The following is a 26993-nucleotide window of genomic DNA, read 5'->3' as shown; positions in this document are numbered from 1 at the left end:
TCAATTCTTGGATTCAGTACTCAATCATTAGAAGAGGCTTTTTCATGGTGTTTAATGCTCAAGAAAACTTATAACCGCATAAGTATATAGAACGACTAGAGCAAAGGCACATATTCCCATAATGATAATCGCTAGTGCGCTTTTCTCTTGTCTAAACCCTATAATTCCAAGAATAAATGCACTCAACATTGTTACCTTAAGCATTGTAGAAAGATTGGGAATTGAATATCCATTCAACCAGGTAGAGAAACTTACAATTACGGAAAAAGAGAACAAAGTTAGAACAATAGATAATATATTAATGTGCTTCCCATACTTCAGTTGCATTTCGCTACCTCCTTTTCTTTTCATTAGTGAATAATAGGTAGGTGACTGTATTTTTATTTTATTCTAAACTTTCTTAAAAATCTATAATAAAAAAAGAGGTTGTCTCAAAAGTCGCTGAATAGTTACTTTTAGGCAACCTCTTTTCTTTATTTTTTACTTTCCTCTAGTTTAGAGATACTTGCTTCTTTTTCAGGTAACGTATCAACAAAATCCTTTTGAGATTTTAATAGGTCAGATTGTTGTATCCAAGCCATAAGATTATCTAAAGATTTACGGGCTTCTTTTACATCGCCAGTAATATCATTCATGTTCAACTTATTAAATGTAGCTAAAAATTCTTGTTGAATCTCACCTTGCAATGCATTTGCTTGCTTTGTTAATTCTTTATTTTCATCACATTTTGCCTTTTGAACATTATTCATAGCTTTCCCGATTTCATGCTTATCAAAAGCATCTTGCGCTTTCTTTAAATTTTCGGTTTGTTCTAACTTACTTTTAATCTTCTTATCATCCTTCAACTTCAAAGCCTCTTGATAATTCTTTATAGCTTCGCTATATTTTTTATCCTTAATGTTCTTATCAGCTTTTGATGTATAATCTTCAAAGGAATTACTACTACAAGCTGCCAGTAGCAAGATGAATGCTAGAATCAACCCATAAAACTTAACTTTTTTCATAGAAACTATGCCTCCTCTTCTATATGCATACACTTATAATATTACAATTTCTGTAAAAATAGAAAGGGATACATATGTTATCAATTTGATAAATATTCTATTCGAGGCATTATGTATCATTTATTACCTTTTTCGGTAGACTGAATATATTCAAAGAAATCCGGTGGTTCTTTCATTGCTTCTTTTTTTTATTTTTTCAAGTTCTTCACGTTCACGCGGAGACAATCTTTCTAGTAGGGGTACCCCCCATCACTATCAAGCTAAGAAATGCAAATACCTCAAAACGAAAAAATGAGCATTTTGTTACAAGTTAGTACAAAATTTCGTTCTGGGGGGGTACTATAAAATTTTAGTTTAATGGGCATGCGGCAGGACCCCTATAAGATAAAAATGATTAATATAAATGCAATGAATTGAAGAACTAACAAAAATAGTGGTTGTACCATTTATTCTCACTCCCTTTATTTAATATATTAATATAATATATTAAATAAGCGGAAGAGTTATTTCTATAAAGTACCAAAAATGTGATATGAAAGGGGTATTGGCAATTACAAGAACTAACGCGAACTATCATGTAACGTAACATATTATTATAAAATTAGTAAAAAAGGTTCGCCATTTATGGCGAACCTTTTTTACGCGTTATACCCGAATAATTTTAAATCTTCTCCTGAGTCTGAAATTATCTTTTCGAACTGCAATCCTACTTTTTCTAAAAGATTTCCTGAGGCGATGTTATCTATAGAAGTAATTGCTACTATTCGTTTCATACCTAGGTTCTGTACACCGTAGTCTATTACAGCGGAAGCTGACTCGTAGCCATATCCTTTTGAACGGAATTCTTCTAAAAAGGCAAAGCCAATATCAACATCTTCTAATGAATCCCTTTTAATAAGACCACACATACCGAGTGGAGTGAAATCTTCTTTTCGTTCAACTAAGTAAAGACCAAAGCCCATTTTATTATACATATCAACAGGTCCGTTTAAGATGTATTTTTTTGCATCTTCTAAGTTTTTGATCCTTTTATCACCGATATACTGAATCCATGCAGGATCATTTACTAATTTAAGAATAAATGGAGCATCTTTTATATCAAACCAGCGAAGAACGAGGCGTTCAGTTTCAAGAACTATCAAGCTATTGCACCACCTTTAACATTTATAATATTTAGTATGGATTGTGTAATACAAAATCGCAACATATTTTAAAATAGTCCTGATTGTTCACATAAAGTTCGTTTGTTTTGTATAAAGGGATATTTTATAATTAGGATTGATTGTAAAGAGTGAGATACTTATACAATGACTCCTAGGTAACTAGGAGTTTTTACTATATAACTATCATTATTACTAAATATGACACACTACACATTCTACTCAAGGAGGTACATAATGAAAAAATTATATAATGCATCGTTTACGTATTTGATTATCGGTCTATTATCAGGAATTTTCGCTAGGGAGTATGGAAAGTATAAGGGGATTGTAGGATCTACTTTGTTAAATCTTTTGCATACACATACACTTGTACTTGGCTTTTTCTTCTTCTTAATTGCTTTAGGATTAGCAAAAGTATTCGCGTTTCATGAAGCGAAAAGTTTTAATAAGTGGTTTGTTGTACATAATATCGCATTAATTTTAATGTTAGGTTCATTGGCAGCAAGAGGGCTTCTTCAGTTAAATGGAGCGGACTTTAAAGGGTTAACTTATATTGTTGGTTTTTCTCATTCGTTGATGGCAGTTACTTTAATTTGGTTTATGTTGTTAATAAAGAAGTCGTTTAAAATGTAGTTTTATAGAAAAGAACTTGCAGCAATTGCTGCAAGTTCTTTTTGTTTATTCGAAAGTAAGAAATGAATTTCGTATATGTAAAACTTGAATTATTTAATTTTTCGGATTATTATGTATAAAACCCTTAACATATTTTGTAATTCTAATTTATAGAAAGTAGGAGTGTGTACGATGGAGATAACAGTAGAACGTTTAGTAAATGAACTAAAGGGTGTACTTCCCGAAGATCGAGTAGTTGTGAATACGACAGTAAGAGAGTTACATAGTAAAGATGAATCTTATCATACTAGTAGTTTACCTGATGTAGTTGTTTTTCCGAAAACGACTGAAGAGGTTAGTAGAATAATGAAAGTGGCGGGTGAGCATAAAAAACCTGTCGTTCCTTTTGGGGTAGGATCTAGTTTAGAAGGACACGTTATTCCATATGAAAAAGGAATTACAATGGATTTCTCTCTTATGAATAAAATACTCGAAATAAGAGAGAAAGATTTTCTTGTGAGAGTACAGCCGGGAGTGACTCGCTCTCAGCTTAATAAAGAATTGAAAAAGTATGGATTATTTTTTAGTGTAGACCCAGGAGCAGATGCAACGTTAGGTGGAATGGCTGCCACAAATGCGAGTGGAACGACAGCAGTTAAATACGGAGTAATGCGTGATCAAGTTCGTGATTTAGAAGTCGTTCTTGCGGATGGAGAAGTAATACATACTGGAAATTTAGCAGCGAAGTCATCATCAGGTTACCATTTAAATGGTGTTTTCGTAGGATCAGAAGGGACGCTCGGATGCTTTACAGAGCTAACTTTAAAAGTATACGGCATACCAGAACATGTTATGGCTGCGAGAGCATCGTTTCCAACTATAAATGATGCAGTAGAAGCTGTCATTAATATATTACAAGCGGGTATTCCAATTGCAAGAATTGAACTTGTAGATGAATTATCTATGAAACAAGTAAATCATTATAATGAAACAAGTTACAGAGAAGAACCTACACTGTTTTTAGAGTTTCACGGTAATGAAGCAGGGCTTAAGCAAGATATTGAATTTACTAAGGAAATTGTTTTTGATCATAGATGTAAAGAAGTTACTTTTGAAACAGAAACTGCGGCGAGAAATAAATTATGGGATGCACGGCATAATCTAGCATACTCTTACGTTCATAGCTATCCTGGTAAAAAGCTTATGAGTACAGACGTATGTGTACCAATTTCAGAATTAGCTGGCGCAATCCAACATGCGAAAGAGACATTAGATAAAGTAGGTCTTGTTGGTGGTATTCTTGGCCATGTAGGAGACGGAAATTTCCACGTGCTCTTAATGATAGATCCAAACGATAAAGAAGAAGTGAAAAAGGGCGACGAAATAAATGAAAGTATCGTTTTATATGCTCTTAAACGAGGTGGAACGTGTACGGGAGAACATGGCGTTGGAATTGGAAAACGGAAGTACCAAGAAGAAGAACATGGGGCGGCATTACTCGTAATGGAAAAAATAAAGAAAGCTCTTGACCCGCAAAATATTTTGAATCCGAATAAAGTTTTTCAGTTGAAGGATAGGGGATGATGGGGTGAAAGTACTAGAAGCGATAAGTAATATAGCTGGAAAGTATTTTGCATTTTGGGTTATTTGTATTGCAGCTATTGCATATTTCATTCCTGGACCATTTCTCGGATTAACTAGTTACATAACAATTTTACTTGGCGTTGTAATGTTTGGGATGGGATTAACATTAAAGGCTGCTGATTTTAAAATCATTGCTACAAAACCATTGCCAGTTATTATCGGCGTATGTGCGCAGTTTATTATTATGCCACTTGTCGCATACGTACTAGCCTACGTTATGAATCTGCCAGCTGAGTTAGCAGCTGGATTAGTGTTACTCGGTTCAGTACCGGGTGGCACTGCATCAAATGTTATGGTTTATTTAGCAAAAGGGAACTTAGCGTTGTCAATCGCAATGACGTCATTATCAACGTTACTAGCACCAATTGCTACACCCCTCATTTTATTATTGCTTGCAGGACAATGGATGCCAGTAAATCCTATGTCTATGTTTCTTTCTATCGTACAAGTTATTATCCTACCTATCATTTTAGGATTAGTAGTGAAGAAGTTTTTCCCTAAAACTGTTACGAAAGGAATGACTGTTATTCCTTTAATATCAGTTGTAGCAATTATTATTATTGTTTCTGCAGTTGTTTCAGCCAATGTAAGTAGCATTACTTCTTCAGGTCTTCTTATCTTTATTGCAGTTATGCTCCATAATGCATTTGGCTTTTTACTCGGATATATAACAGCGTTCGTACTTGGACTAGAAGAAGGGACAAGAAGAGCTATTTCAATAGAAGTAGGAATGCAAAATTCAGGATTAGGTGTTGCGCTGGCAACAGCACATTTTGGACCAGCAGCTGCACTTCCAAGTGTATTAGCAGCAGTATGGCATAACATTGCAGGACCGATATTAGCAACCATCTGGTCAAAAAATGCAAAGAATACTTTCAGTGATGAAAATGTATCGGTAAATATAGAAAAATAGGAATGATAAAGAATGCAAAAGCGTATTTTACATTTTGAAGGACTGGTTGTTTTCTTAGCCACGATTTATTCGTATTCAATATATGAATTTAGTTGGATTATATTTTTTGTATTCCTTTTAGCCCCGGATTTATCAATGTTAGCGTACGGCATAAATAATTATGTAGGTGCTAAAATTTATAATATTTTTCACACATATAGTATATCGATAGTAATAGCTATAATAGGTGTCTATTTTAAGGTAGATACCGTTATAATGATTGGCTTAATATGGACAGCGCATATTGGAATGGATCGAATGTTTGGATATGGATTGAAATATGAGACTGATTTTAAGGATACTCATATTCAGCGGTTATAAAAGATGGGTGTAATGTGAACAAATCATCAATTGAGGAATTGAATTTTAAACAATTGTTGAGAAATATATATAAATATGGATATAGATAATTGAGTTGTGTTACTTTTAGAATACTTAAATAGATGAGGAGGGTTTTAATGAATATACAAATCACAGGTAATAAATTAATTACCAAGATGCTGAATGATTGGTACCAAAACATCAGAGCACAACGAGTAAGTGAAGCGAAAAAATTAAAGGAAGAGATTGATAAAAAGCTACATATTATAGAAGGAGATGTAAATGTATTATTTCACTATTATCTTTTAGATTTTCGATATAAAGTGCTAATTGATGGTATAGGTATTTCAAAAAATTCTTTTGATAAACTAGATTCGCTTCCTAAACCGAACGAAGAATTTTTAGAATATTATTATTATTTATTTAAATCTATACATTCTACAATTCTCTCAAATTATAGTGAAGCGAGTAACTATGTTGATAAAGCGGAAGGATTACTAAAGAATATTCCAGATGAAGTTGAACAAGCAGAGTTTAACTACAGAGTTTCTACATTAAAATATCAAATGTATCAAGCGTATTCAGCTATCGAATATGCTTCGAAAGCAAGGGATATCTTTGCAAAACATGCAGGGCATGAAATGAATGTAGCACTATGTGAAAATGTTTTGGGCTTATCTTTTTCAAAATTAAAACAGCATGAAAGAGCAGAGGAGTATATTGTTTCAGCATTAAATACTTTGCAAAAAAATGATGCCGAAACACTAGTTTTAAGAATAAGACATAATTTAGGATTATTGTATGCGAGTCAAAACCTTTCAGTCTTGGCTATTAGACACTTATCAGAGGTTTCTAAAAAAATGCCGAATCATTATAAAGCTATTTTTATAGAGGCAGGAGAATATTATAAAATAGGAGAAATAGAAAAGGCAAAAGCATTAATTGAAATTGGATTGAAAGTTTGCAAAGAATTAAAAAATGATGAATATAGGTATCATTTTTTAATTCTAAATGAATTTTGTCAATGTTTGAAAGCAGAAAACGTAGAAAAAATTATGCTTGAAAGTTTTTCTTACTTTGAAAGAGAAAATTTAACCGAATATATCTGCGAATATGCTGAAAAGCTGGCAATAGAGTTTCATAAAGAAGGCAATATAGAACAGGCTGAAAAGTATTTTTATAAGGCTTATGAAATGAGGAAAAGAATATTTGACAAGGGAGCGTTGAAATAATGAGAAAAATCGGATTAACTATTATGGGGTTAACGGCTGCTAGTGTTGTATTTTTGAGTATTGGCGGTATTTTAGCTGAACCAAAACAAGCGACACATGAAAATTTTTCGGTATTAAACTTTGATACTAAACAATATGCTGCTCATGGAGATACGCCTGCACCTGCAAAACCAGATTTTTTAGTAGTAGAACGTGGATAAATATAGAATGAAGTATTTTTGATTTGAAGTCGGCATTTTTAGTTGATTTTAAATATGGACATTAAATAAGTTAACTTAAAAGGTGTTTTCAATATTGAAAACACCTTTTAAGTTTGTTGTTAACAGTTAATATAACTAGAAACATTCTTTATATTGCAATCAAGTCCCACAAAAAGTACGATAAGGACGATTCGTCGGTACAGGTGGAACGCAGTATTCTTCTTGATCTGTAGAATACGCATAAGGATTTGATAGAGCTTCAAGGAGTTTTTCCATTACGCTATAATCTCCATTTGTAACAGCTGCTTCTAATGCTTCTTCTACGCGGTGGTTCCTTGGGATAATTGATGGGTTATTATTTTTCATCATTTCGTAGGCGTTTTCTTTCGATTCTTCTTGTTTTTCTAATCGAGATTGCCACAGTTTGTACCATTCTTTAAATTCAGGACTTTCAAATAGCGCTGTATTTTCGATCGTATCAAGAGTTAATGAACGGAATGTATTTGTGTAATCCGCTTTATATTTCTCCATCATTTTTAAAAGTTGCTCAATAAGTGAGTGATCTTGTTCTTCGTTGCTAAATAGTCCTAATTTCTTTTTCATTCCAATGAACCACTGGTTTTCATACCGTACGCTAAATTTTGAAATTTCGTCTTGAGCAATTTTTAATGCTTCTTCCTCATCTTCGTGTAGGATTGGTATTAAAGATTCTGCTAATCGTGCTAGATCCCATGCGGCCATATATGGCTGATTTCCATATGCGTAGCGACCTTGTGTATCAATCGAGCTAAATACGGTTCCTTGGTCGTAATTGTCCATAAATGCACAAGGGCCGTAATCAATTGTTTCTCCACTAATTGTTATATTGTCAGTGTTCATTACGCCATGGATAAATCCAACAAGTTGCCATTTAGCGATGAGACTTGCTTGTTTCTTTATGACTTCTTGTAGTAATGCAGTATATCGGTTTTCATGAGCTTCAATTTCTGGGTAATGCCTTTGTATCGTATAGTCAGCTAGTGATTGAAGATCCTCGATAGAACCACGAGCTGCAGCATATTGGAATGTACCGACGCGTATATGGCTACTTGCTACTCTAGTTAAAATTGCTCCAGGTAACTTTGTTTCACGATATGTTGGTTCACCAGTCGTAACAACTGCTAAACTGCGTGTAGTCGGAATATCAAGTGCATACATCGCTTCACTAATAATATACTCACGTAGCATCGGACCGAGTGCAGCACGACCATCACCACGGCGTGAATACGGAGTAGGGCCAGAACCTTTTAGCTGAATGTCAAAACGTTTACCTGAAGGAGTAATTTGTTCGCCAATTAAAAGAGTACGACCGTCGCCTAACATATTAAAATGTCCGAATTGATGACCGGCATATGCTTGAGCTAATGGATGAGCTCCTTCTGGGAGAGCATTACCAGCGAAAATAGCAATTTCGACTTCTTTCTTCAGTTCTTCAGGATTAAAGCCAAGAGATATTGCGAGTGAATGATTTAGTTTAACTAGCTCCGGTGAATTTACAGGAGTAGGGGGGATTTCTGTATAAAATGATTGCGGCAGAGTCGTATAACTATTATCTAAATTCCAACCAGCTTCATTATTTTTAGTCATTTTATCTCCTCCTTGTTTATTTTTCTATTATGTATTTGTACGTATGTATTCTTTGTAAAATTAGCTAAAAGTATAATATGATATTTCCCCTTGCAATCTATTGTAAGGACTTCATTGCACTATGTCTATTTAACAGCAAATACAAAACCTCCATTTTTCAAAAAGATTGATTAAAATGGAGGTTTTATTATTATTTCACTTTTACAATTATTTTTCCTTTTGCTCTTCCAGACTCCGAATATTCCATTGCTTTTTGAGCATCTTCAAAAGGGAAAACGCGATCGATTACCGGCTTGATTTTTCCAGCTTCAATATAGTTTGCAATAGTACGTAATTGATCTCCGCTTGGTTTCATAAATAAAAATGAATATTGAGCATTATGTTTTTTTTCAAGTGCAGTAAGTTTTTTACTTGCTAATGAAAATAAGAGTGTTTTGAAAAATCCTGAACCGAATTCTTTACCGAATCGAGCATTCGGCATCCCTGAAACGGAAACAATGTTGCCTCCGCTTTTTATAATATTGAATGATTTTTCAAGTGTTGTACCACCGATTGTATCAAATACCGCATCATAGTTTGTTAGTATATCTTCAAATTTTTCTGTTTTGTAATTAATCATTTCATCTGCGCCAAGAGACTTTACTAAATTCGCACCAGCCTCACTAGCAGTCGTTGTAACGGTAGCGCCCATTATTTTTGCTAACTGAATGGCGAAAGTACCAACTCCACCAGATCCAGCGTGAATCAAAATCTTTTGTCCTTGTTGTAATTGCATAATGTCATGTAAAGCTTGATAGGATGTTAAGCCAACGAGAGGAATCGACGCCGCTTCCTCAAAACTTAAATTTTTCGGTTTTAAGGCTATATCATCTTCATGAATGGCTATATATTCCGCGAAAGTACCAATCTTATTTTTTCTTGGACGTGCATATATTTCATCACCGGCTTTAAAGTGAGTCACTTTTGATCCAACCTTTACGATGACACCAGAAAAGTCATTCCCAAGGATTAGGGGCATTTCATATTTCAGTAACATTTTTACTTTGCCATCGCGTATTTTAAAATCAATTGGGTTAATACTAGCTGCATGAATTTCTGCGAGCACTTCATGCTCATTTATTTCAGGAGTAGGTACCTCTGCCATACGCATTGGAACTTTGCCGTATTTATCAATTATCATCGCTTTCATTTCTTATACCTCCAAATTTCAATAAAAGTTGTGCAATAGCTTTTCAATATCTAATACAAGGTTCTTTAATAAACTTAATTTTGTACGTATATCAATATAATAAAAGTTTTTTGTACCTTCTTTTCGCATTAAAATAATACCGGCTTCTCGTAAAATCCTAAGGTGATGTGATACCGCTGGTCGAGAAAGATGTGTTTGTTTCGTAATTTCGCCTACACGTAATCCTGTTTGACATTCAGTTTCCATGAGAACTAACAAAATAGCTTGACGTGTTTCATCACCAATTGCCAATAATACTTTTTGAGAATCAACAAAATCTTTTTTTATAACATTTAATTGTTCTTGTTTATTCATTTTAATCACTATACCTCCTGGTAATGAGTCGAAAGGTTTAAGATGATGGACCATTACTTTGATACGGTAATGCTACATGATTGTTATATGAGCTGCAATATTGGGAAAGAAAATCGAGACGAATGAAATTTTATGTGTTGAAAGTGATAGGGGGGAGAAAAGTATTTAATAATACGTTGTTTACAGAGGAGAATGGTTAAGCCATTGAGCAAAAAAATTAAGCGGTCGTAACCCTTTATAATTTTTAGGGTTACGACCGCTTATTATGTTTTCATTATTTTGGTGTCTACTAAAGTGAGTTCTTTCGTTTTACTCTTTCATACACGCATAATGCAAACAGATTATAGATGTATGAAAAAGTAAAAGTAATTTGGGGCGTAATCTATCTATATGATAATTCAAAATGAAATATAAGTCTATATTTTAATGTTTTTTTTGGTTATATTTATGTCACTGAGCTCAGAACAATGATGTGGAGGGTAAATATATGAAATCGAATTATGCACCAGTTTTAATTGTTGGAGGCGGATTATCAGGATTAGCGGCTGCGCTATTTCTTGCAAAACATAATATTGAGTACTTACTTATTGAAAGGCATCCGTCTACTGCAATTCACCCAAAAGCGGGTGGAATAACTTTTCGTACGATGGAGTTATTTCGAGAATTAGGTTTAGAACAAAGAATTAGATCGGCGGGTAAAGCATTAGAAAATTGCCGAGGAAGAGTAGCGGTTCACACAATAGCTGAGGCGAATAAGGAAGAATTGGAAAAAATGAGGACCGCTCAGTATGGAAACGATGAAAAATTACTTCAAAAGGTAGAAGAGATTAGTCCATCAAAACAAACGGCTTGTTATCAAATTACTTTAGAAGAGATGATGTTACAAGAAGCGAGAACATTAGGCGGAGAATTATCTTTTTATCATGAATTAGTTTCTTATGAACAAAATGAGCACGGAGTAATAGCAACGATTCGGAATCGTGAAACGGAAGAAGAAAGTATTATTCATTGTGACTATGTAATTGCAGCAGATGGGGCAAAAGGTAAAATACGTGACCAGCTAGGGATAAGTACCGAGGGACGAGGTACAATCGGTGGCTATTATATGAATATTTATTTTGAAGCTGATTTAAGTGAATTTATACAAGGAGACGCATTCGGATTTTCTATGGTACTTCATCCGGAAGTTCTTGGGGCGCTTATCCCAGTTGATAACGAAAGACGATGGATTTACCATGTATCCTACGATCCATTAAAAGAAGAGCGGCCAGAGGGTTTCACTATAAAACGTTGTAAACAAATTATTCAAACCGCAATCGGAAGCATAAATGTTGAGTTAGAAATATTAAGTGTTTTACCGTGGGAAGCGACTGAAAGTATAGCCACAAAATTTCAAGATAATCGTATTTTTTTAGTTGGTGATTCTGCACATATTATGCCACCAACTGGAGGATTTGGTTCAAATACAGGGATACAAGATGCGCATAACTTAGCTTGGAAATTAGCGGCTGTTATAAAGGGAAAGGCAAAGCCAAAATTGCTAGAAACATATCATGAAGAGAGATATCCTGTTGCAAAATTAACGACAGATTATGCGAGTAGTTTACTGTTTCGTGCTGCCAATAGAGAGGAAGAAAGTTCGAATAATATGGACGGTTTAGCTGTAACTGTTGGGTATCAGTATTGTTCAAAAGCAATAATAGATGACTCAGCCAATTCACATAGAATGGATATCGTAGATTTGAGCGGACGACCTGGAACGCGAGCACCTCATTTTTTTGGAATGTATGAAGGGGAGAAGGTTTCTATATTAGACTTATTCGGTAACAATTTTGTATTACTTACTGAAATAGAAAATAGTTCTTGGGCTGAAGCTGTATTTGATGTTTCATCTAAATTAGGAATAAATATAAAAGTTTACAGCGTTGGTTTAAGGGGAGACTTTATTACTCAAGAAAATATTTTTCGTGAATTATATGGGATAGAGAATGAAGGAGTTGTACTAATTAGGCCAGATGGCTTTATTGGATGGCGTTCGGAAAAAGGTACAGCAAATCTACGTATAATGCTTAACGAGGTAATGAATCATTTATTATGTAATTTTTAAGTAACGAGGAAGAATTGTCTTATATAAGGCAATTCTTCTATTATGCTTTCAACTTACAAAATAAAAATATTGTAAGTTAAAAAAGGATATGTTAATCTTATAACCTAATTGAAATCGTATTTTTTTGTATTCAACTTACAAATAATAAAAAATGTAAGTTGTTATTTAAATAATATTATTATGTAAATAACATGGACGGTGAGAAAAATGACAGATAAGGCGTTAACGAAAAATGTTGTTTTAGATGCAGCGGAAAAAGAGTTAATGAAATACGGATGGAGTAGGACGACACTTGTTAGTATTGCGAAGTCACTTGATGTTAGTCATGCGGCTTTATATTCTTATTTTCGGAGTAAAGTCGCATTACGCGATGCAATTTTAGAAAGGTGGCTGCTTAAGTACTCGGATCAGCTTGAGAAAATTGCAGAAAAAGATGGAGAGACAGAAAACGTTTTACAAGAGTGGTTCTTTTGTTTATTTCAGCTTAAAAAGAAAGAGCTACTTGAAAACGAAGAGTTATTTACATTGAATAGTTCGTTAGTGCAGCAAAAGAATAAGGTGATTCAAAAACATGAAGAAAGATTAGTTGGACAACTGGAGAACGTGATAAACCTTGGGATAGAGCGCAATGAGATTGAAAACCAAGATGGTTTGTTTTTAGCACATACGTTATTTGGGTTACTTTCATCGTTTTATCATCCCGCTTTTTCTGAGAGATGGAAAGAAGAGAGGGTAAACGAAGAGTTCCAAAAGTCATGGGATATTGTTGCCTGTGGTATTTTTCAGAAGTAAAAAGTTACGTATCATATAAGACTTTCAAATAGTATGAGAAGGAGAGATTATATGAGTCATTATAAAGAAGAGCAACAACGTGTAGATGTAGTTATTGAAAAAGTAGACGAGGAACTGAAAGAGCTGGATGGTCGAGCTGGTTCGGTGAAGTCTGAAATTGTCAGTATTAGAAAAAACTTTTGGGAAGATGTAAAAGTAAATATAGATAATATTAAAGAAGCGGTTGAAACAGCGGCGAGTATTAGGCAAGAGGCAGAGCTTCTTGCTGAAAGAGAACATACACATCGTCATACGAAAAATGAATATAACCTTTTAACGAAAATAAAAGAAACGCCGTATTTTGGGCGGATTGATTTTAAAGAAGATAATGAAGCGGATACTGATGAAATGTATATCGGTATCGGCTCTTTTTATGATAAAGAAAATGATGAGTTTTTAGTATACGATTGGCGGGCACCTATTTCGAGTCTTTATTATGATTACACTTTAGGGAGGGCACAATATAAAGCGCCCATCGGTACGATTTCAGGAGATTTACTTTTAAAACGTCAATACATGATTCGAAACGGAACGATTCAAAGTATGTTTGATACAGGTGTGACGATAGGTGATGAATTATTACAAGAAGCACTTGGACGAAATGCAAGTGAACAAATGAAAAGTATTGTAGCGACAATACAAAGGGAACAAAATCAAATTATTCGAAACGATAAAAGTGATGTGTTAATTGTGCAAGGAACTGCTGGGAGCGGGAAAACTTCAGCGGCACTGCAGCGCGTTGCTTATTTATTGTATCATTACCGCGGCACGGTTCATGCGGATCAAATGCTACTGTTTTCTCCGAATGAGTTGTTCAATAGTTATATTGCGAACGTTTTGCCAGAGCTTGGGGAAGAGAATATGCAACAAACGACTTTCCAAGCGTATGTGGAACATATGATTGGAAGAAGCTTTACTGTAGAAGATTCATTTGCGCAGTTAGAATACGTTTTAACGAAAAAGCATGAAAGTACGTATGAAACTAGAGTAAAAGAAATTCAATATAAATCCTCGGTTGAATTTATGGGACTACTTGAGAAATACGCGCGAAGCTTAAGTGAAAAAGGTTTACAATTTCATGATGTTAGATGTAAAGGTGAAGTGCTTATAGAGGCAAAATTAATATGTGCTTATTTTTATAGTCTAGATATGTCTATTGCTATACCGAATCGAATGCAACTTACAATGGAATGGATTTTTCAGAAGTTACATGAATTTGAAAAGATAGAAGCGAAAAAAGATTGGGTGGAACGAGAAATTCAGTATGTAAATAAAGAAGATTACAATCGCATATATGAAAAAATAGAGAAGGATAATCAATTTGATTATTATGAGAAGGAACATGAGTTTTTAACGAAATATGTAGTGAAGAAACATTTTCGTTCGTTACGTAGAAGGATAAAAAAGTTCGCTTTTGTAAATCATCCTGCGATTTTTGAGCAGTTATTTGAAAGTAAGCAGAAAGATATTTTTGTACCAGATTGCTGGGGAGATATATGTAAGCAAACAGTGAAGCGTTTGAAGAATCAACAGCTAGCAAATGAAGATGCTACGCCGTATTTGTTTTTAAAAGAGTTACTGGAAGGTTTTAAAACCAATCATCTTGTGAAGTTTGTATTTATTGATGAAGTGCAAGATTATACATCATTTCAATTAGTGTTTCTAAAACGACTATTTCCGAAGGCGAAATGGACATTACTTGGTGATTGTAATCAAAATATATTCTCGTATGATCATAATAGAGAAAACAATATTATCTCCACATTATTTGCAGATTGTAAAGTAGAAACGGTCCATCTTAACCGTAGTTATCGATCAACAAAACCGATCATTGAATTTACAAAGTGTATGATTTCAAATGGAAATGATATTAAAGCTTTTAACAGGGAGGGTAAGAAGCCTGTTTATATAAAAGTAAGTGATGAACGAGATCATGTAGAAAATATGATTTTTAAGGTGAAAGAGTTAGAAGAAAACGGCCATAAAACAATTGCGGTTATTTGTAAAACAAATGAAGAATGTATGAAAGTTATGGGACTAATAGGGGATACGTTACAAGTCCATTTTATGCAAAAAGAGAATACAACTTATGAGAAAGGCGTTGTTATTATTCCTGCTTATTTGGCGAAAGGAATAGAGTTTGACGCTGTTATCATATTTGATGCTTCAAATGAAAGTTACTATAGAGAGTCTGAGCGTAATTTGTTTTACACAGCGTGTACGAGGGCGATGCATGAATTATATGTATATTATACTGGAGAGTTAACGGAATTTCTTATACATGTTCCAGAAGCATTATATATAAGGGAGAGATGTTAAATGGCGAATCAATATAATACTTTTCAAAATTGTAGTAAAGAAGTGTCAATGTTATTACCACTTCCGAAGTATGTAAAGTTAGTACGAGAGCATGAAGAATTACGTGACGGTGTACAAGTTTCCATCAAGCGCTATCAAACAGAAGAGCCGTTACATTACGGTGGTGCTCATATTACAACTATTACTTCTCAAAATGGTAAGTGTTTATTAAGTTATACGAATATGATGCCAGTATACTCAAATAGCCTGCTTCATAAAGATGATGCTGAAAAGATGGCAATGGATGTAATGGAAAAGGTTGATCAACAATATGTAAGTGGTTTAACTTTACTTCGTATGGAAAAACAAACGAGGCGGTATAAAGAGGACGGAAGAGTTGTTATTTTCCCCGTTTTGTGGGTGAAAATGATGCATCATAATGGCAGTTTCAACTGGGTGACAATTGGAGGAGAAGGACAAATCATCGAATTTGAGCGTGAAGTACGCTGGGATTATATGATGAGCCGTCGTCAAACAGAAATGTGGTATTATGATGACTGGGTGTTGGCACGTATGGGGAAAGGGGCACAATTAATGCCGCCAGCTGCTTTAGCGTAGAAACTATCTATTTAAAAAATATTCACAAATTTTAATAGGTTTGGTATGATTAATTTCGACAAGTTAATCGAGGCTGGAGATATTTGAGATAAGCTATAAATTTATTTAGGGATACAGAAGTTTCCTCTAAATAATTTATGGCTTTTTTTATTGAATGAACTGTAAACAATAGGAGTTACATGTAAAAGGAGGGATAAAGAAAATAAATAGTATAGCAAGAACATAGGGGAATTATATTTGGAAGATTGGAATTTTAATATAAGCTTATAAAAATAATGAAAGTATATCTTCTATTTCGTGTAAATCTCATTAACTTGTTGAAATTTGCAACGTAGGAAGGGTTAGAAGAATGAGAAAAATTATTAGCGTATTAGTTATTTTCTTTATGATGGGAAGTATCTTTGCTGGGGGAGCTGTTCATGCGAAATCAGAAGGAAAGCATGAGAGGAATACGAATAAGTTTTTAAATATTGCACATCGCGGAGCAAGTGGACATGCACCGGAGCATACTTTTGCTTCTTATGATCTTGTGAAAAAAATGAAAGCGGATTATTTGGAATTAGATATTCAGTTAACTAAGGACGGCCAGTTGATTGCAATGCATGATACAGCAGTTGATCGAACTACAAATGGTACAGGTGAAGTACGAGATAAAACATTAAGTGAAATAAAGAGTTTAGATGCAGGATCTTGGTTCAATAAAGCTTATCCAGAAAAAGCTAAGAGCGAGTATGTTGGTCAAAAGGTTCCAACTCTTGAAGAAATATTCCAAAAGTACGGTAGAAGTATGAAGTATTATATTGAAACAAAATCACCAGATGTGTATCCAGGAATGGAAGAGAAATTGTTAGCGTTGTTAAATAAATATAATTTAGTAGGTCAAAACATGTCATCTAGTCGTGTTATGATTCAATCATTTAGTAAAGATAGTTTAACAAAGATTCATAGTATGAATAAAAATATTCCGTTAGTTCAACTGCTTTGGTATTATCCAAATGAAAACAATGAGATTGTTGAATGGTCTGGTATTACACATGAACCGAAAAGCGTAACGGATGAAGATTTTCAAGAAATTAAAAAGTATGCAGTTGGTATTGGGCCAAACTTACGTAATGATAACGGAGAACTAATTATTGATGAGTCATATATGAAAATGGCTAGGAGAAATGGACTGTTAATACATCCATATACAATTAATGAGAAACCAGATATGAGATTGTTAATTAAATGGGGTGCTACAGGAATGTTTACAAATTATCCTGATCGATTACATAGTGTGTTAAAAGAAAAATAAATAGGAGAAAAGGTATACCGACGTTTTGGTATACCTTTTCTCCTATTATGCTAGATTATAGTAGTAGAATACATATTCTTCTAAGCCTTGAACTTCCTTTTCGGGTGGCTGAATACCACCTTTTTTACCGTAGCAAACATTTCTCAAGTATTCTCCAAAAATCATAGAGCGACTCTTTTCATTTTCCATCCAATTATATCTATTAATTATAAAATCACCATCGAAACTTGTATCAAATGTATATGGAATACAAGTAACAGTTTTAGGTAAATGTTTCTTTAATACTCTATATTGCCGACCGGCTCCTAAGCTTTTGCATACAAATAGTAACCGATTAATCTTTGTGAAATCAAAAATTTTTTTCGCTTCCATTACATTAGCGATAGAATGGAGGGAATTTGTCTCAAACAAGATAGCATCTTTTGATACGCCATGTTCAATTAATTTATTTACAATTACTTCTGCTTCTGACAAATCCCCGTAATTCCAGCTCGGATGTTTCATACCATGCAAACTAGTACCACCTGTAACGATAATTTTATTTCCTAAACCTTGTCGATAAGCTTCTAGAGGAGCTTGCCAATTGCCAGGATGAGAACCGCCGAAAACGAAAATTGCATCACATTTTTGTGGTTTTATTTCTTTTAGAAAAGTGATTTCCGTAATTTGATCGATTTGTTTTTTCGTAAGAGTAGGGACATCAGGATATTTAGGGATTACCATTTGAAAACCTCCTATATAGTAAAATGATAAATTCATTATATAGCGATTTTGTTAGGTGAAAAAAGGGAAGCTTTTCATTTGAAAGTACCCCTTTTAAGATAACTCTCCAATAAACCAAATCTCTTTTTTATCGATTGCATCCTCATCATAAATGACTTCTTGAAAGTGCAACAGTTGGGCGGTAGGGCAAATTGAAATTCCCCATGTTTCCCAAAAATTTATTTCATTTGAAAGAGGAATCCATGTTTGAAATTCATTATTTCTATTGAAAAAATTTTGAAAGTAGTCATTGTTTTTAAATACGATAATTTGCGATCTCCATAAATTTTCTATAGAAATTAAAGTAACAACTCGATATGTATGTGTATCACTCGGTTTTGTTTTTATTAAATGATTTACTCGATCTATTAAAGTTTGTATACATAATCGTTTTACTTTTCTAGGTGTTTTATGAGACTCGATAAAAGCTTGAGAAACTGGTAAAGGCATGTACCAATATTCATCGTTATAGAAAGCAGAAGGGAACGTTTTTGTATGTTCTTCAATTCGCTTTATCATAGTGTTTGTTTTTCGTTTCATCCCACGTATTTTCTTTTCACGCATTGTTAAATCATCTCCATAAATTTTTGTAATGCAGCTGAGTGATATAGATCTTTTCTAGTAATAAAAGTAGTAGGAACTTTTTTGAATCTATTAGGTAAAGGGTTGAATGATAAGTTATGTGCATGATCATGATCATTTAAAATAGATTTCATCATAATTGCTACGCCCATATTCGATTTTACACAGGCGAGTATCGCTTCAATTGTTCCGAACTCTAATACTCGTTTAGGTGAGAGGTCTTCTTCTTGAAGCCAGTCTTCAAGTAAACTTCTATAATAGCAACCGTGACTAAAAGCGAGTAAATTCATATCTCCTATGTCTGTAAGAGAGGATAAAGGTTTTTTACTAATGAGAACTAATTCTTCTTCACGAAATACACTTGTATGAAGTTCAGCATGCTGAGTAGATCCTGCTATAAACGCTCCGTCTAGTCTTCGTTCTAACACTAGCCTAATTAGTTGTTCGGTCGTATTTGTTTCTAAAATCAATTCGACTTCTGGGTATTTCTCATAGTAGGCCGTTAATATAGAGGGGAGCCTTACAGCGGTTGTAGATTCTGTACACCCGATTTTTAAAGTGCCTTTAGGCTCAGTTCCATTACTTTGAACCGCTTTTATAGATTGATCCATTAAGTGGATAATTTGTTTGGCGTATGTTAATAAAATCTCACCGTTAGAAGTTAAAGTTACCCCTTTTCCGTTACGGTAAAATAAAGGCACACCTAATTCATTTTCTAGTTGTTTCATACGCATTGTTACGCCTGATTGTACATAGTTTAAATTTTTAGCTGCGTGAGAAATATTATTTTCCTTCGCGACTTCGTAAAATACAGTTAAATCTTTTATATCCACGTATCATCCCTCCGAAAAGGTATCATTTTTTTTGATGGATTATATGATAAATCTTTATTTTATATGATATTAGAACTTTCATATAATGGAAGGGGATGGAGGGATTAATGTGTTGATCGAAGAAAGGATGAATAGTACTTATAAGTGGGTTATGTTAATTTTTGCGACAATTGCTCAAACAACAGCGACCCTTATAACGTATGGTGTAGGAGTTTTTACTTTATTTTGGAAAGAAGAATATGCGCTTACGAATATGGAGAGTAGATTGTTAATAAGTGTTGTAAATATTGGGCCGTTATTTTGTATGCTTTTTGTAGGTCGATTACTTGATCAATATAATGAAAAAATATTAATTTTTATAAGTTCATTTTTGCTAGGAGGTTCGCTTTTACTAACTAATATAGTAAGCGGATTTAATGGGCTATTATTTGTACTTTTATTAGTAGGAATGTTTTATAGTGTTTCCCAGCCAGGAGGAAGTAAAGTGATTATGAAATGGTTCCCAAAAGAAAATCGTGGATTAGCGATGGGAATAAGGCAAGCTGGTATACCGATTGGTGGCGCGTTAGCGGGAGTGTTAATTCCGTTTCTTACAATACAATATAATGTCACTTACGCGATAAATAGTATTGCATGCATTTGTATAATTGGAGGATTATTATTTTTTATATTTTATAAAGAGCCATATGTTCAGGCGGAAGTAAGGAAAGAATATATTAAAATTTCTTTTTGGACGGAGCTAAAAGTAGTGATATGTAAGAAAGAGTTGTACCCAATATATATAACGGGTATTTGTATGATTTCATTACAAATGGTGTTAGTTGGGCATTTTATGAAATTTTTAGTAAGGGAACAATCCATTACATCTATTGTAGCCGGAACAGTATTTTCAGTGATGTTCTTTTCTGGGATGATTGGCCGTGTTGTATTAGCAGCTAGTAGTGATTTGTTTTATAAGGGGAATCGGCGCATACCTTTATTTATAGCTGTCTGTGCTTCTATCGGTTTGATTCTATTGTTAGTAATAAGCATACATACAGTAACGAGTGGAGTATTGTATGGTGTAAGTGCATTGTTAGGCTTCTTTTCAATTGGATGGTTTAGTCTTTTTATCGTCGAAGTTGCTGAATGTGCAAGTGAAGAATCTATTGGGATAACAGTTAGCTTGGCACTTACATTAAACCAGATTGCTATTATTGTTGCGCCTGTTTTATTTGGTTATATTGTGGACGAGAAAGGGTATACGTATGCGTGGTTGTGTATAGTGGTAGTACTAAGTATTTCGGCAGTAAGTTTATATAGTAAAAACAAAAAAGAAAGTTAGCAATGTAAATTTTTTATGAAGAAAGTCTAAAGAAATGCCGAATGAGCGACATTTCTTTTTTTATATGTTGTATAATCAAAAAAGTAAATGAGATTCGTTTTCAGTGACGTTCATTGCCCCTTTTGAAATTGCCTGTCACTTTAGCCATAATGAGTTGTTTTTCTGTATCGTTATGTGCATGATTTATTTTGTATAAAAATTTTTCAGCGTCATTTCCTTTTAATATCATAATCTGTTTTCCGTAATATTCAACTGAAACTATGTTTTTTGTTACCCTGTAATGAAACACCCTATCATTTAAACGATTGCGTTTATCAATATTTTTCATCGTAACAACTCCGTTTCTTATTATGTGTAACAAATGTTACATAAGATGTTAAAATTATAGTAGGGTGTATCCGATTGTATGGTGGAAATTTTGCAAGAAAGAAATACAATAGAGAGTAGCCAAAAACTGAATATGAGAAAAAGGAATCTAGCTCTAACAGAGTGAATATTAAATAATACTATAAAGTATTTGATAATTAAAAAATATAAAGTAGAATGGATGCACGTTAAGTGAAACTAGATAAAAGAGGGTTCCTAGTATGTTAAAGAAATGGTTAATTATTTTCTTTATTTTTGCTGTTTTTTGTGGAAGTGTTGTTACATTAATACATGCAAGTAAAGGAAAGAAATATGATATAAAGGCATTTTCTAATTTAAAAAGTAAGCAAAAAGATGTTGAACAGGAAGTTGATGCGAATGAGAAAAAGCGTTATGAAATTGCAGCTGGAAAATTAGATCAGTATTTAAAAGATAAAGGATTTAATGGGAGTGTTCTTGTAGCAAGTAAAGACCATGTCATTTTACGAAAAGGCTACGGTTATGCGAATGTGAAAGATAAAGTGTTCACGACGCCAAGAACGAAATATCGCATTGGTTCTATTACGAAAACAGTTGTTGCAATATCTATTATGCAGCTAAAAGAAAAAGGGAAATTAAATATTGAAGACAATGTAAATAAGTATATTCCATCGTTTCCAGCAGATAAAAACATTACGTTGCGAAATTTGTTAACACATACGTCCGGGTTACCAGATCAGGGGCAAGGCAGTGTTGACGCAGCTTCACGTTTAAAGTTAGTAACGTGGATTGGTTCGCAAGCGTTACAATTTCCTGCAGGGACAGGATGGAAATATACAGACTATAATTATATGGTGCTTGCGTATATTGTAGAAAAGATTACGAATAAGCCGCTTGCTGAATATGTGAAAGAGAATATTTTTATTCCTGTTGGTATGCATGAATCTGGAATGGGGGCAACTCTTCCTGAAGATATTTTCTTAGCAGAAGGTTATACAAAAAAAGATAATGAGTTAATAGATGCACCTCGCTTAAAAATGAACTGGTTATATGGGTGTGGTGAAATGTATACCACCGTTGAAGATATGAAAAGATTAGATGAGGCAATAATGGATGGAAAACTGTTATCTAAACAAAGTGTATTGGATATGTTTACTGCATCACCTGCAAGAAAATATGGATTTAGTTTCTATACGTATCCAGATTATTATCACAACCACGGCGTATTAGCAGGTTGGAATACTTTTAATAATTTTAACTGGGATAAAAAAACGTTTGTCATATTATTCTCTAACGTCCAAAATGGTATGAATGATGCATTTAATCAAGAGTTTAGGAAAATGGCGAATGATTTAATAGAAGGAAAATAATGATTTGTAAATCGGTATTGATATGAATTTATCAATACCGATTTTTTATTTGGGAATGTTCAGCGAAGGAGTAACTATGAAGGGGGAATAGTAGAATAATTTTATATAGGAAGTTAAATGATATGAATGTTAAATAAAGGAAAGCTGCTGTGTGAAGTTTATCTATTCGTATTGAATTTATGCGGAAGATTAATTGGTAAATTTTACATCGATAAAAAAGCTTGAGCTTCACACTATGTGAAGCTTTACATTATTGAAGACAAGAACAGGAGGTTTACAAAATGAAAAAAATAGTGAAGTTTTGCTTAATGGCTACATTATCTACAACGATTGTTAGTGGATGCTCTTTTGAGGGGAACAATGAAAATGCTAAAGGGAAAGAGAATGGAAAAGTAGAGGTACAGAAAACCGTCGGGAAATATACGATGCCCGATGAAAAAGATAAACATGAAGGTACATGGCTACAATGGCCTCATGAATACACATATGGTGAAGAGTATAAGCAGGAAGTTGAACCGATTTGGGTTAAGATGGCAAGTGCTTTAACTGAGGGTGAGAAAGTCCACATTGTTGCATACGATGAGGAGGAGAAAGAGCGAATCAATACGCTTTTAATAGATAAAGGACTGAATATGGATAAAATTGATTTCTTTATCGCTCCTACTGATGATGTATGGGCACGAGATAGTGGACCGATTTTTGTTTATGACAATAATAAAAATTTAAAAATATTAGATCCGGCATTTAATGGATGGGGAAAGAAAACGCCTTATAAAAATGATGCTCGTATACGTGAAAATGTTAGTAAACAATCAGGGATTGAAAGAATTGATTGGGGGAAATTTGTCCTTGAAGGCGGCGCAATTGAATTAGACAGCAATGGGACTGCGTTATTAACTCGAAGTGCAGTAACGAATAAAAATAGAAATCCTGATTTATCAGAAAAGGAAATTGAAAAATATATAAGTGACCTTGGGGTATCAAACTTTATTTGGTTAGATGGAGTACCTAATTTAGATATTACGGACTTTCATATTGATGGATTTGCTAAATTCCATAATAAATCTACCATTGTAACGATGAAAGAAAATGACCTAGCTGAATGGGGTTTATCTAATAAAGATATGGATACATTGTTAGATGCAAAAAATGCTTCAGGAAAGAAATATAAGTATGAATACTTACCGCTTAGTAAAGAAAAAGTTGTATTAAAAAATGGAAAAACTCTCGATTATAAAGGGTCATATATCAATTATTATATTGGGAATACAGTGGTATTGGTGCCTAATTATAATGATCCAAATGATAAAATCGCAAACGATACGATTCAGAAATTATACCCAGATCGTAAAGTAGTTGGTATTGATGTGAGAGAGCTTTATAAAAATGGCGGTATGATTCATTGTGTGACACAACAACAACCGATTGCATTGAAGTAATGGATTGGAATTTCATTATGTTGCTTTTGAGACAAAATAGGTGAAATCCTAACTTTACCTATTTTGTTATTCCTTATTATCTGAAACAATGAAATTTAAATATAATGATAAATGAATTACAGTGTGTATTCGCTTTTCGTTTTATATAAAAAAGGAGAAAAATGTTTGTGTTAAAGAACTTAAAAATAGTATTTTCGTTTTTCCCTATCGTTCTACAGTACATTTTAAATGTAGCTTTGATTTGTTTAGGGATTGTATTAAGTGTGTTTCTTATGAAAGAAGTCGTTCAATTTATACAAGAACTGAAATTAAATGGTGAAGAATCTAGTTATCATTTAATTGATAGTATCGTCGTATTTTTTTTATATTTTGAATTCATCGTAATGATTATAAAGTATTTTCAAATGAATTTTCATTTCCCATTACGATATTTTATATATATAGGTATAACAGCTATCGTTCGTCTCATTATTATAGATCACGATAGTCCGATAGATTCATTGTTATATGCCTGCGCGATTCTTGTACTAATTAGTGCTTTATTCATTGCAAATTTTAAAATAATGCGTCGTGATTTAGAAGAGTAGACTTTTGTTGTTGAAATTAAATAAGGTATTTTATCTTTTGGAAAAAAGGAGTAACGGTATTGAAAGAAATAATCTTAACCAGCCTCATCATGATAGGGTTTATGATTCTGCTATTTAATTGTATACTCTCATGATTTAAAAAATAAAAAGTTAATAAGGGAAGAGGTTTTTGTAAATATGGTGCATTACAATAATCAAAATAGTTTACATCAAATATTTACATTAAAAGGGACAATTATAAGAGATATTTTCCCGCAAATCTTATTTTATACGTGTGTTTCAACGATAGTAGCTGTGATTAATTATTACTATGCAGAAATAAATATAAATCAGACTCCTTGGGTAATCGTCGGGGGAGCTTTAGGATTATTATTAGTATTTCGTACTAACACTGCTTATGATCGGTACTGGGAAGGTAGGAAGTTATTTGGCACGATTGGTGCTTGTACTAGAAATTTGGCAGTTAGTTTTTTGTGTTATTGGGAGTCCGAGGGGAAAAAGATAGATCAAGAAAAACTAAAATTTTTACATTTATTAATTGCTTTTCCAAAGATAGCGAAAGGACATTTGAGAGACGAAAAAGATTTATCTGAAATAAAGGCATTGTTTAACATTTGTTCTGAGAAGGAAAAAGAAATGTTGACCGAGTCTATACATTTACCGATTAGTATAGTTCTTATGTTAAAAACTATACTATCAAAAGGCTTGAAATCTGGTCAAATTCATCCAAATGCAATAATTAATATGGAAGCTGATTTGAATAATCTGCTTACGGCTGTGGGGGGATGTGATCGTATTAAAACGACACCTATTCCTTTTGCATATTTTGCGCATATAAAAATTTTATTGCTCATATTTTGCGGGACGTTACCAATTGGTCTTGTTGATAGTCTTGGCTGGGTTACAGTACTTGCAACTACGTTTATAAGTTTTGCGTTTATTGGTATTGAAGCAATAGGAGTTGAAATTGAAGATCCTTTTGGGCAGGATCCGAATGACCTTCCATTAGAAGCGATTTGTATAGGTGTAGAAATGCATATATTGAATTTATGTCAACATCGTCTGCTAGAAGTAATGGAGATGCATTGTGATGAGAAAATTATGTAACGATTAAGTCGGCGCTATTGCATTTCTAAATCTTGTCAAGAGCCAATTTACGCCTCAATGACGGCTTTATATTTTTTATATAAATATATAATATTTCTCCGTGCTATAATCCACTCAAGAAATGTGCGTGTTTCAAAATTTGTAATGAAAAGTGAAAGGTATTGTGGAAGAGCAGGCCACTCAATTATTATAAAAAGTGAGGTAAATAAGATGGAACAAAAACAAAAGGGAATTATTTTTACTGCGATACCAGATGAATCAAATGAGTATTATGAACCATTTTATGAAGAACTTATTTATTTTAATGAAAATTTAAATGAAAAAAAGGGAGTTACTGATCAACTTATTTCTTTATCTGTTGAGGAGCAAGACTTTCATACAAGTTTCTTTGAATATGATGATATTTGGCTAAGGGATGTTGCGCCAGTTGTAACGAATCATTTAGTTAAATTTAAATATCGACCAAATTATTTGCCAGATGATCAAGGACGATATTTAGATCAACAATTTAATAAATGGTTGAAAAAGAACGACTTTGAATATGTGAAATCCCCGTTAATATTAGATGGTGGCAATTTAATTTGGAATAAAAAAGATACTGTTATATTAACAGAACGCGTATTTGATGATAATGACGATTGGACAGAAGAGGAGATTATTGAGCAATTAGAATGGGATTTAGATGTGAGCCGAGTTATTATTATTCCTGCTGAAGAAGGAGACGTACTTGCACACGCAGACGGAATGGTTAAATTTATTGATGAACATACGATGTTTATTAGTGATTTTCTAGGGGATCATGAATTTAGATATCATGTTCAAGAGATTATTCAAGAGCAAATGCCAGAGGCTGAATTCATAGTTGTTCCTTCCTCATATACAGAGAAAGGGCAATATGATCAAGAAATAGCATCGGCAAAAGGTTTATATATAAATATGTTAGAAACATTTGATGCTCTGTATGTCCCTAAGTTTGGACTAGCTAAAGATGGGGAAGTTTTACGATATATTCAACAATATACGGAGAAACAAGTTATTCAAATTCATGTAGGAGAAATATCGACTATGGGAGGCGCAATGAATTGTTTAACGTGGTATTGTCCAAGTCAATTATTACCATCGAAAATGAAGAGGTTAGACAATCAAAATGAAGGTTCTTCAGTTAGAAAGATTTTTGATTGGTTTTAAAATAAGCTTAT

The 26993-nt window shown here is 33.4% G+C and carries 27 protein-coding genes; 17 read left to right on the top strand and 10 right to left on the bottom strand.

Going from position 1 to position 26993, the window contains the following annotated elements; genetic code table 11:
* Window positions 1-51: 51 nt before the first annotated feature.
* The 3 genes from KZZ19_RS16970 to KZZ19_RS16960 form a co-directional block, all read right to left on the bottom strand.
* Window positions 52-327, bottom strand: a complete 276-nt coding sequence (locus KZZ19_RS16970) for a hypothetical protein (RefSeq protein ID WP_088097217.1) — start codon at window positions 325-327, stop codon at window positions 52-54.
* A 146-nt stretch (window positions 328-473) separates the two neighbouring features.
* Window positions 474-1004, bottom strand: a complete 531-nt coding sequence (locus tag KZZ19_RS16965) for a hypothetical protein (protein ID WP_237980705.1) — start codon at window positions 1002-1004, stop codon at window positions 474-476.
* A 638-nt stretch (window positions 1005-1642) separates the two neighbouring features.
* A complete protein-coding gene (locus KZZ19_RS16960) occupies window positions 1643-2146 on the bottom strand; it encodes a GNAT family N-acetyltransferase (protein WP_088097216.1) in 504 nt (167 codons plus the stop codon).
* Window positions 2147-2401: 255 nt separating this feature from the next.
* Here KZZ19_RS16960 and KZZ19_RS16955 point away from each other — a divergent pair, with 255 nt between their 5' ends.
* The 6 genes from KZZ19_RS16955 to KZZ19_RS16930 all read left to right on the top strand — a co-directional run bounded on the left by KZZ19_RS16955 (window position 2402) and on the right by KZZ19_RS16930 (window position 7128).
* On the top strand, window positions 2402-2800 hold the full coding sequence (locus KZZ19_RS16955) for a DUF2871 family protein (protein WP_061183446.1): 399 nt from the start codon (window positions 2402-2404) through the stop codon (window positions 2798-2800).
* A 171-nt stretch (window positions 2801-2971) separates the two neighbouring features.
* On the top strand, window positions 2972-4363 hold the full coding sequence (locus tag KZZ19_RS16950; protein ID WP_237980707.1) for an FAD-binding oxidoreductase: 1392 nt from the start codon (window positions 2972-2974) through the stop codon (window positions 4361-4363).
* Between the two features lie 4 nt (window positions 4364-4367).
* A complete protein-coding gene (locus KZZ19_RS16945) occupies window positions 4368-5336 on the top strand; it encodes a bile acid:sodium symporter family protein (protein WP_237980709.1) in 969 nt (322 codons plus the stop codon).
* A gap of 12 nt (window positions 5337-5348) precedes the next feature.
* The gene (locus tag KZZ19_RS16940) at window positions 5349-5696 is read left to right on the top strand and encodes a DUF4260 domain-containing protein (protein WP_237980711.1); all 348 of its coding nucleotides are present in this window, start codon (window positions 5349-5351) and stop codon (window positions 5694-5696) included.
* A gap of 137 nt (window positions 5697-5833) precedes the next feature.
* A complete protein-coding gene (locus KZZ19_RS16935) occupies window positions 5834-6928 on the top strand; it encodes a tetratricopeptide repeat protein (protein ID WP_237980713.1) in 1095 nt (364 codons plus the stop codon).
* On the top strand, window positions 6928-7128 hold the full coding sequence (locus KZZ19_RS16930; protein WP_237980715.1) for a hypothetical protein: 201 nt from the start codon (window positions 6928-6930) through the stop codon (window positions 7126-7128). The genes KZZ19_RS16935 and KZZ19_RS16930 overlap by 1 nt, the downstream gene beginning before the upstream one ends.
* A gap of 159 nt (window positions 7129-7287) precedes the next feature.
* Here the strand turns inward: KZZ19_RS16930 and KZZ19_RS16925 are convergent, their stop codons facing one another.
* The 3 genes from KZZ19_RS16925 to KZZ19_RS16915 form a co-directional block, all read right to left on the bottom strand.
* Window positions 7288-8754, bottom strand: coding sequence for a protein adenylyltransferase SelO (locus tag KZZ19_RS16925; RefSeq protein WP_237980717.1), 1467 nt, complete (start codon window positions 8752-8754; stop codon window positions 7288-7290).
* A 190-nt stretch (window positions 8755-8944) separates the two neighbouring features.
* Window positions 8945-9943, bottom strand: a complete 999-nt coding sequence (locus KZZ19_RS16920) for an NADP-dependent oxidoreductase (protein WP_237980719.1) — start codon at window positions 9941-9943, stop codon at window positions 8945-8947.
* A gap of 18 nt (window positions 9944-9961) precedes the next feature.
* Window positions 9962-10306 carry an ArsR/SmtB family transcription factor gene (locus KZZ19_RS16915; protein WP_048557152.1) on the bottom strand — a complete coding sequence of 115 codons (345 nt, stop codon included), beginning with the start codon at window positions 10304-10306 and terminating at the stop codon, window positions 9962-9964.
* Between the two features lie 478 nt (window positions 10307-10784).
* Here KZZ19_RS16915 and KZZ19_RS16910 point away from each other — a divergent pair, with 478 nt between their 5' ends.
* The 5 genes from KZZ19_RS16910 (at window position 10785) to KZZ19_RS16890 (ending at window position 17445) form a co-directional block, all read left to right on the top strand.
* On the top strand, window positions 10785-12404 hold the full coding sequence (locus tag KZZ19_RS16910) for an FAD-dependent oxidoreductase (protein WP_237980721.1): 1620 nt from the start codon (window positions 10785-10787) through the stop codon (window positions 12402-12404).
* Window positions 12405-12611: 207 nt separating this feature from the next.
* Entirely contained in the window at window positions 12612-13196 is a 585-nt protein-coding gene (locus KZZ19_RS16905) for a TetR/AcrR family transcriptional regulator (RefSeq protein WP_237980723.1), read from the top strand.
* A 51-nt stretch (window positions 13197-13247) separates the two neighbouring features.
* Window positions 13248-15554, top strand: coding sequence for an RNA polymerase recycling motor HelD (helD, locus tag KZZ19_RS16900; RefSeq protein WP_237980725.1), 2307 nt, complete (start codon window positions 13248-13250; stop codon window positions 15552-15554).
* The gene (locus KZZ19_RS16895) at window positions 15555-16151 is read left to right on the top strand and encodes a hypothetical protein (RefSeq protein WP_237980727.1); all 597 of its coding nucleotides are present in this window, start codon (window positions 15555-15557) and stop codon (window positions 16149-16151) included.
* 349 nt (window positions 16152-16500) lie between these two features.
* Window positions 16501-17445 (top strand): glycerophosphodiester phosphodiesterase, encoded by a 945-nt coding sequence (locus KZZ19_RS16890; protein ID WP_237980729.1) that lies wholly within the window; start codon window positions 16501-16503, stop codon window positions 17443-17445.
* A gap of 45 nt (window positions 17446-17490) precedes the next feature.
* Here KZZ19_RS16890 and KZZ19_RS16885 read toward each other — a convergent pair whose 3' ends face one another.
* The 3 genes from KZZ19_RS16885 to KZZ19_RS16875 all read right to left on the bottom strand — a co-directional run bounded on the left by KZZ19_RS16885 (window position 17491) and on the right by KZZ19_RS16875 (window position 19622).
* Window positions 17491-18168 carry a YdcF family protein gene (locus tag KZZ19_RS16885; RefSeq protein ID WP_237980731.1) on the bottom strand — a complete coding sequence of 226 codons (678 nt, stop codon included), beginning with the start codon at window positions 18166-18168 and terminating at the stop codon, window positions 17491-17493.
* A gap of 93 nt (window positions 18169-18261) precedes the next feature.
* Window positions 18262-18771, bottom strand: a complete 510-nt coding sequence (locus KZZ19_RS16880) for a DUF3916 domain-containing protein (protein WP_237980733.1) — start codon at window positions 18769-18771, stop codon at window positions 18262-18264.
* A 2-nt stretch (window positions 18772-18773) separates the two neighbouring features.
* Entirely contained in the window at window positions 18774-19622 is an 849-nt protein-coding gene (locus KZZ19_RS16875; protein WP_237980735.1) for a LysR family transcriptional regulator, read from the bottom strand.
* A gap of 85 nt (window positions 19623-19707) precedes the next feature.
* Between KZZ19_RS16875 and KZZ19_RS16870 the strand changes: the two genes are divergently transcribed.
* Window positions 19708-20946, top strand: a complete 1239-nt coding sequence (locus KZZ19_RS16870) for an MFS transporter (RefSeq protein ID WP_237980737.1) — start codon at window positions 19708-19710, stop codon at window positions 20944-20946.
* A gap of 100 nt (window positions 20947-21046) precedes the next feature.
* On the opposite strand, the gene KZZ19_RS16865 is transcribed toward KZZ19_RS16870, so the two are convergent.
* Window positions 21047-21274, bottom strand: a complete 228-nt coding sequence (locus tag KZZ19_RS16865) for a hypothetical protein (RefSeq protein WP_237980738.1) — start codon at window positions 21272-21274, stop codon at window positions 21047-21049.
* Between the two features lie 259 nt (window positions 21275-21533).
* Between KZZ19_RS16865 and KZZ19_RS16860 the strand changes: the two genes are divergently transcribed.
* From KZZ19_RS16860 to KZZ19_RS16840, 5 genes are all read left to right on the top strand, one after another.
* Window positions 21534-22661: a serine hydrolase domain-containing protein gene (locus tag KZZ19_RS16860; RefSeq protein ID WP_237980739.1), complete on the top strand. Its 1128-nt coding sequence runs from the start codon at window positions 21534-21536 to the stop codon at window positions 22659-22661.
* A 281-nt stretch (window positions 22662-22942) separates the two neighbouring features.
* The gene (locus KZZ19_RS16855; RefSeq protein WP_237980740.1) at window positions 22943-24100 is read left to right on the top strand and encodes an agmatine deiminase family protein; all 1158 of its coding nucleotides are present in this window, start codon (window positions 22943-22945) and stop codon (window positions 24098-24100) included.
* Between the two features lie 167 nt (window positions 24101-24267).
* Window positions 24268-24687 carry a phosphate-starvation-inducible protein PsiE gene (psiE, locus tag KZZ19_RS16850; RefSeq protein ID WP_140392511.1) on the top strand — a complete coding sequence of 140 codons (420 nt, stop codon included), beginning with the start codon at window positions 24268-24270 and terminating at the stop codon, window positions 24685-24687.
* A gap of 177 nt (window positions 24688-24864) precedes the next feature.
* On the top strand, window positions 24865-25794 hold the full coding sequence (locus tag KZZ19_RS16845; RefSeq protein WP_088097195.1) for a bestrophin family protein: 930 nt from the start codon (window positions 24865-24867) through the stop codon (window positions 25792-25794).
* 210 nt (window positions 25795-26004) lie between these two features.
* Entirely contained in the window at window positions 26005-26982 is a 978-nt protein-coding gene (locus KZZ19_RS16840; RefSeq protein ID WP_088097194.1) for an agmatine deiminase family protein, read from the top strand.
* The last annotated feature ends 11 nt before the right edge of the window (window positions 26983-26993 follow it).

The organism is Bacillus thuringiensis, assembly GCF_022095615.2.
GTDB lineage: Bacteria > Bacillota > Bacilli > Bacillales > Bacillaceae_G > Bacillus_A > Bacillus_A cereus_AG.
Note: the sequence above shows the minus strand (reverse complement) of the source record. Positions and strands in the feature narration are given on the sequence as shown.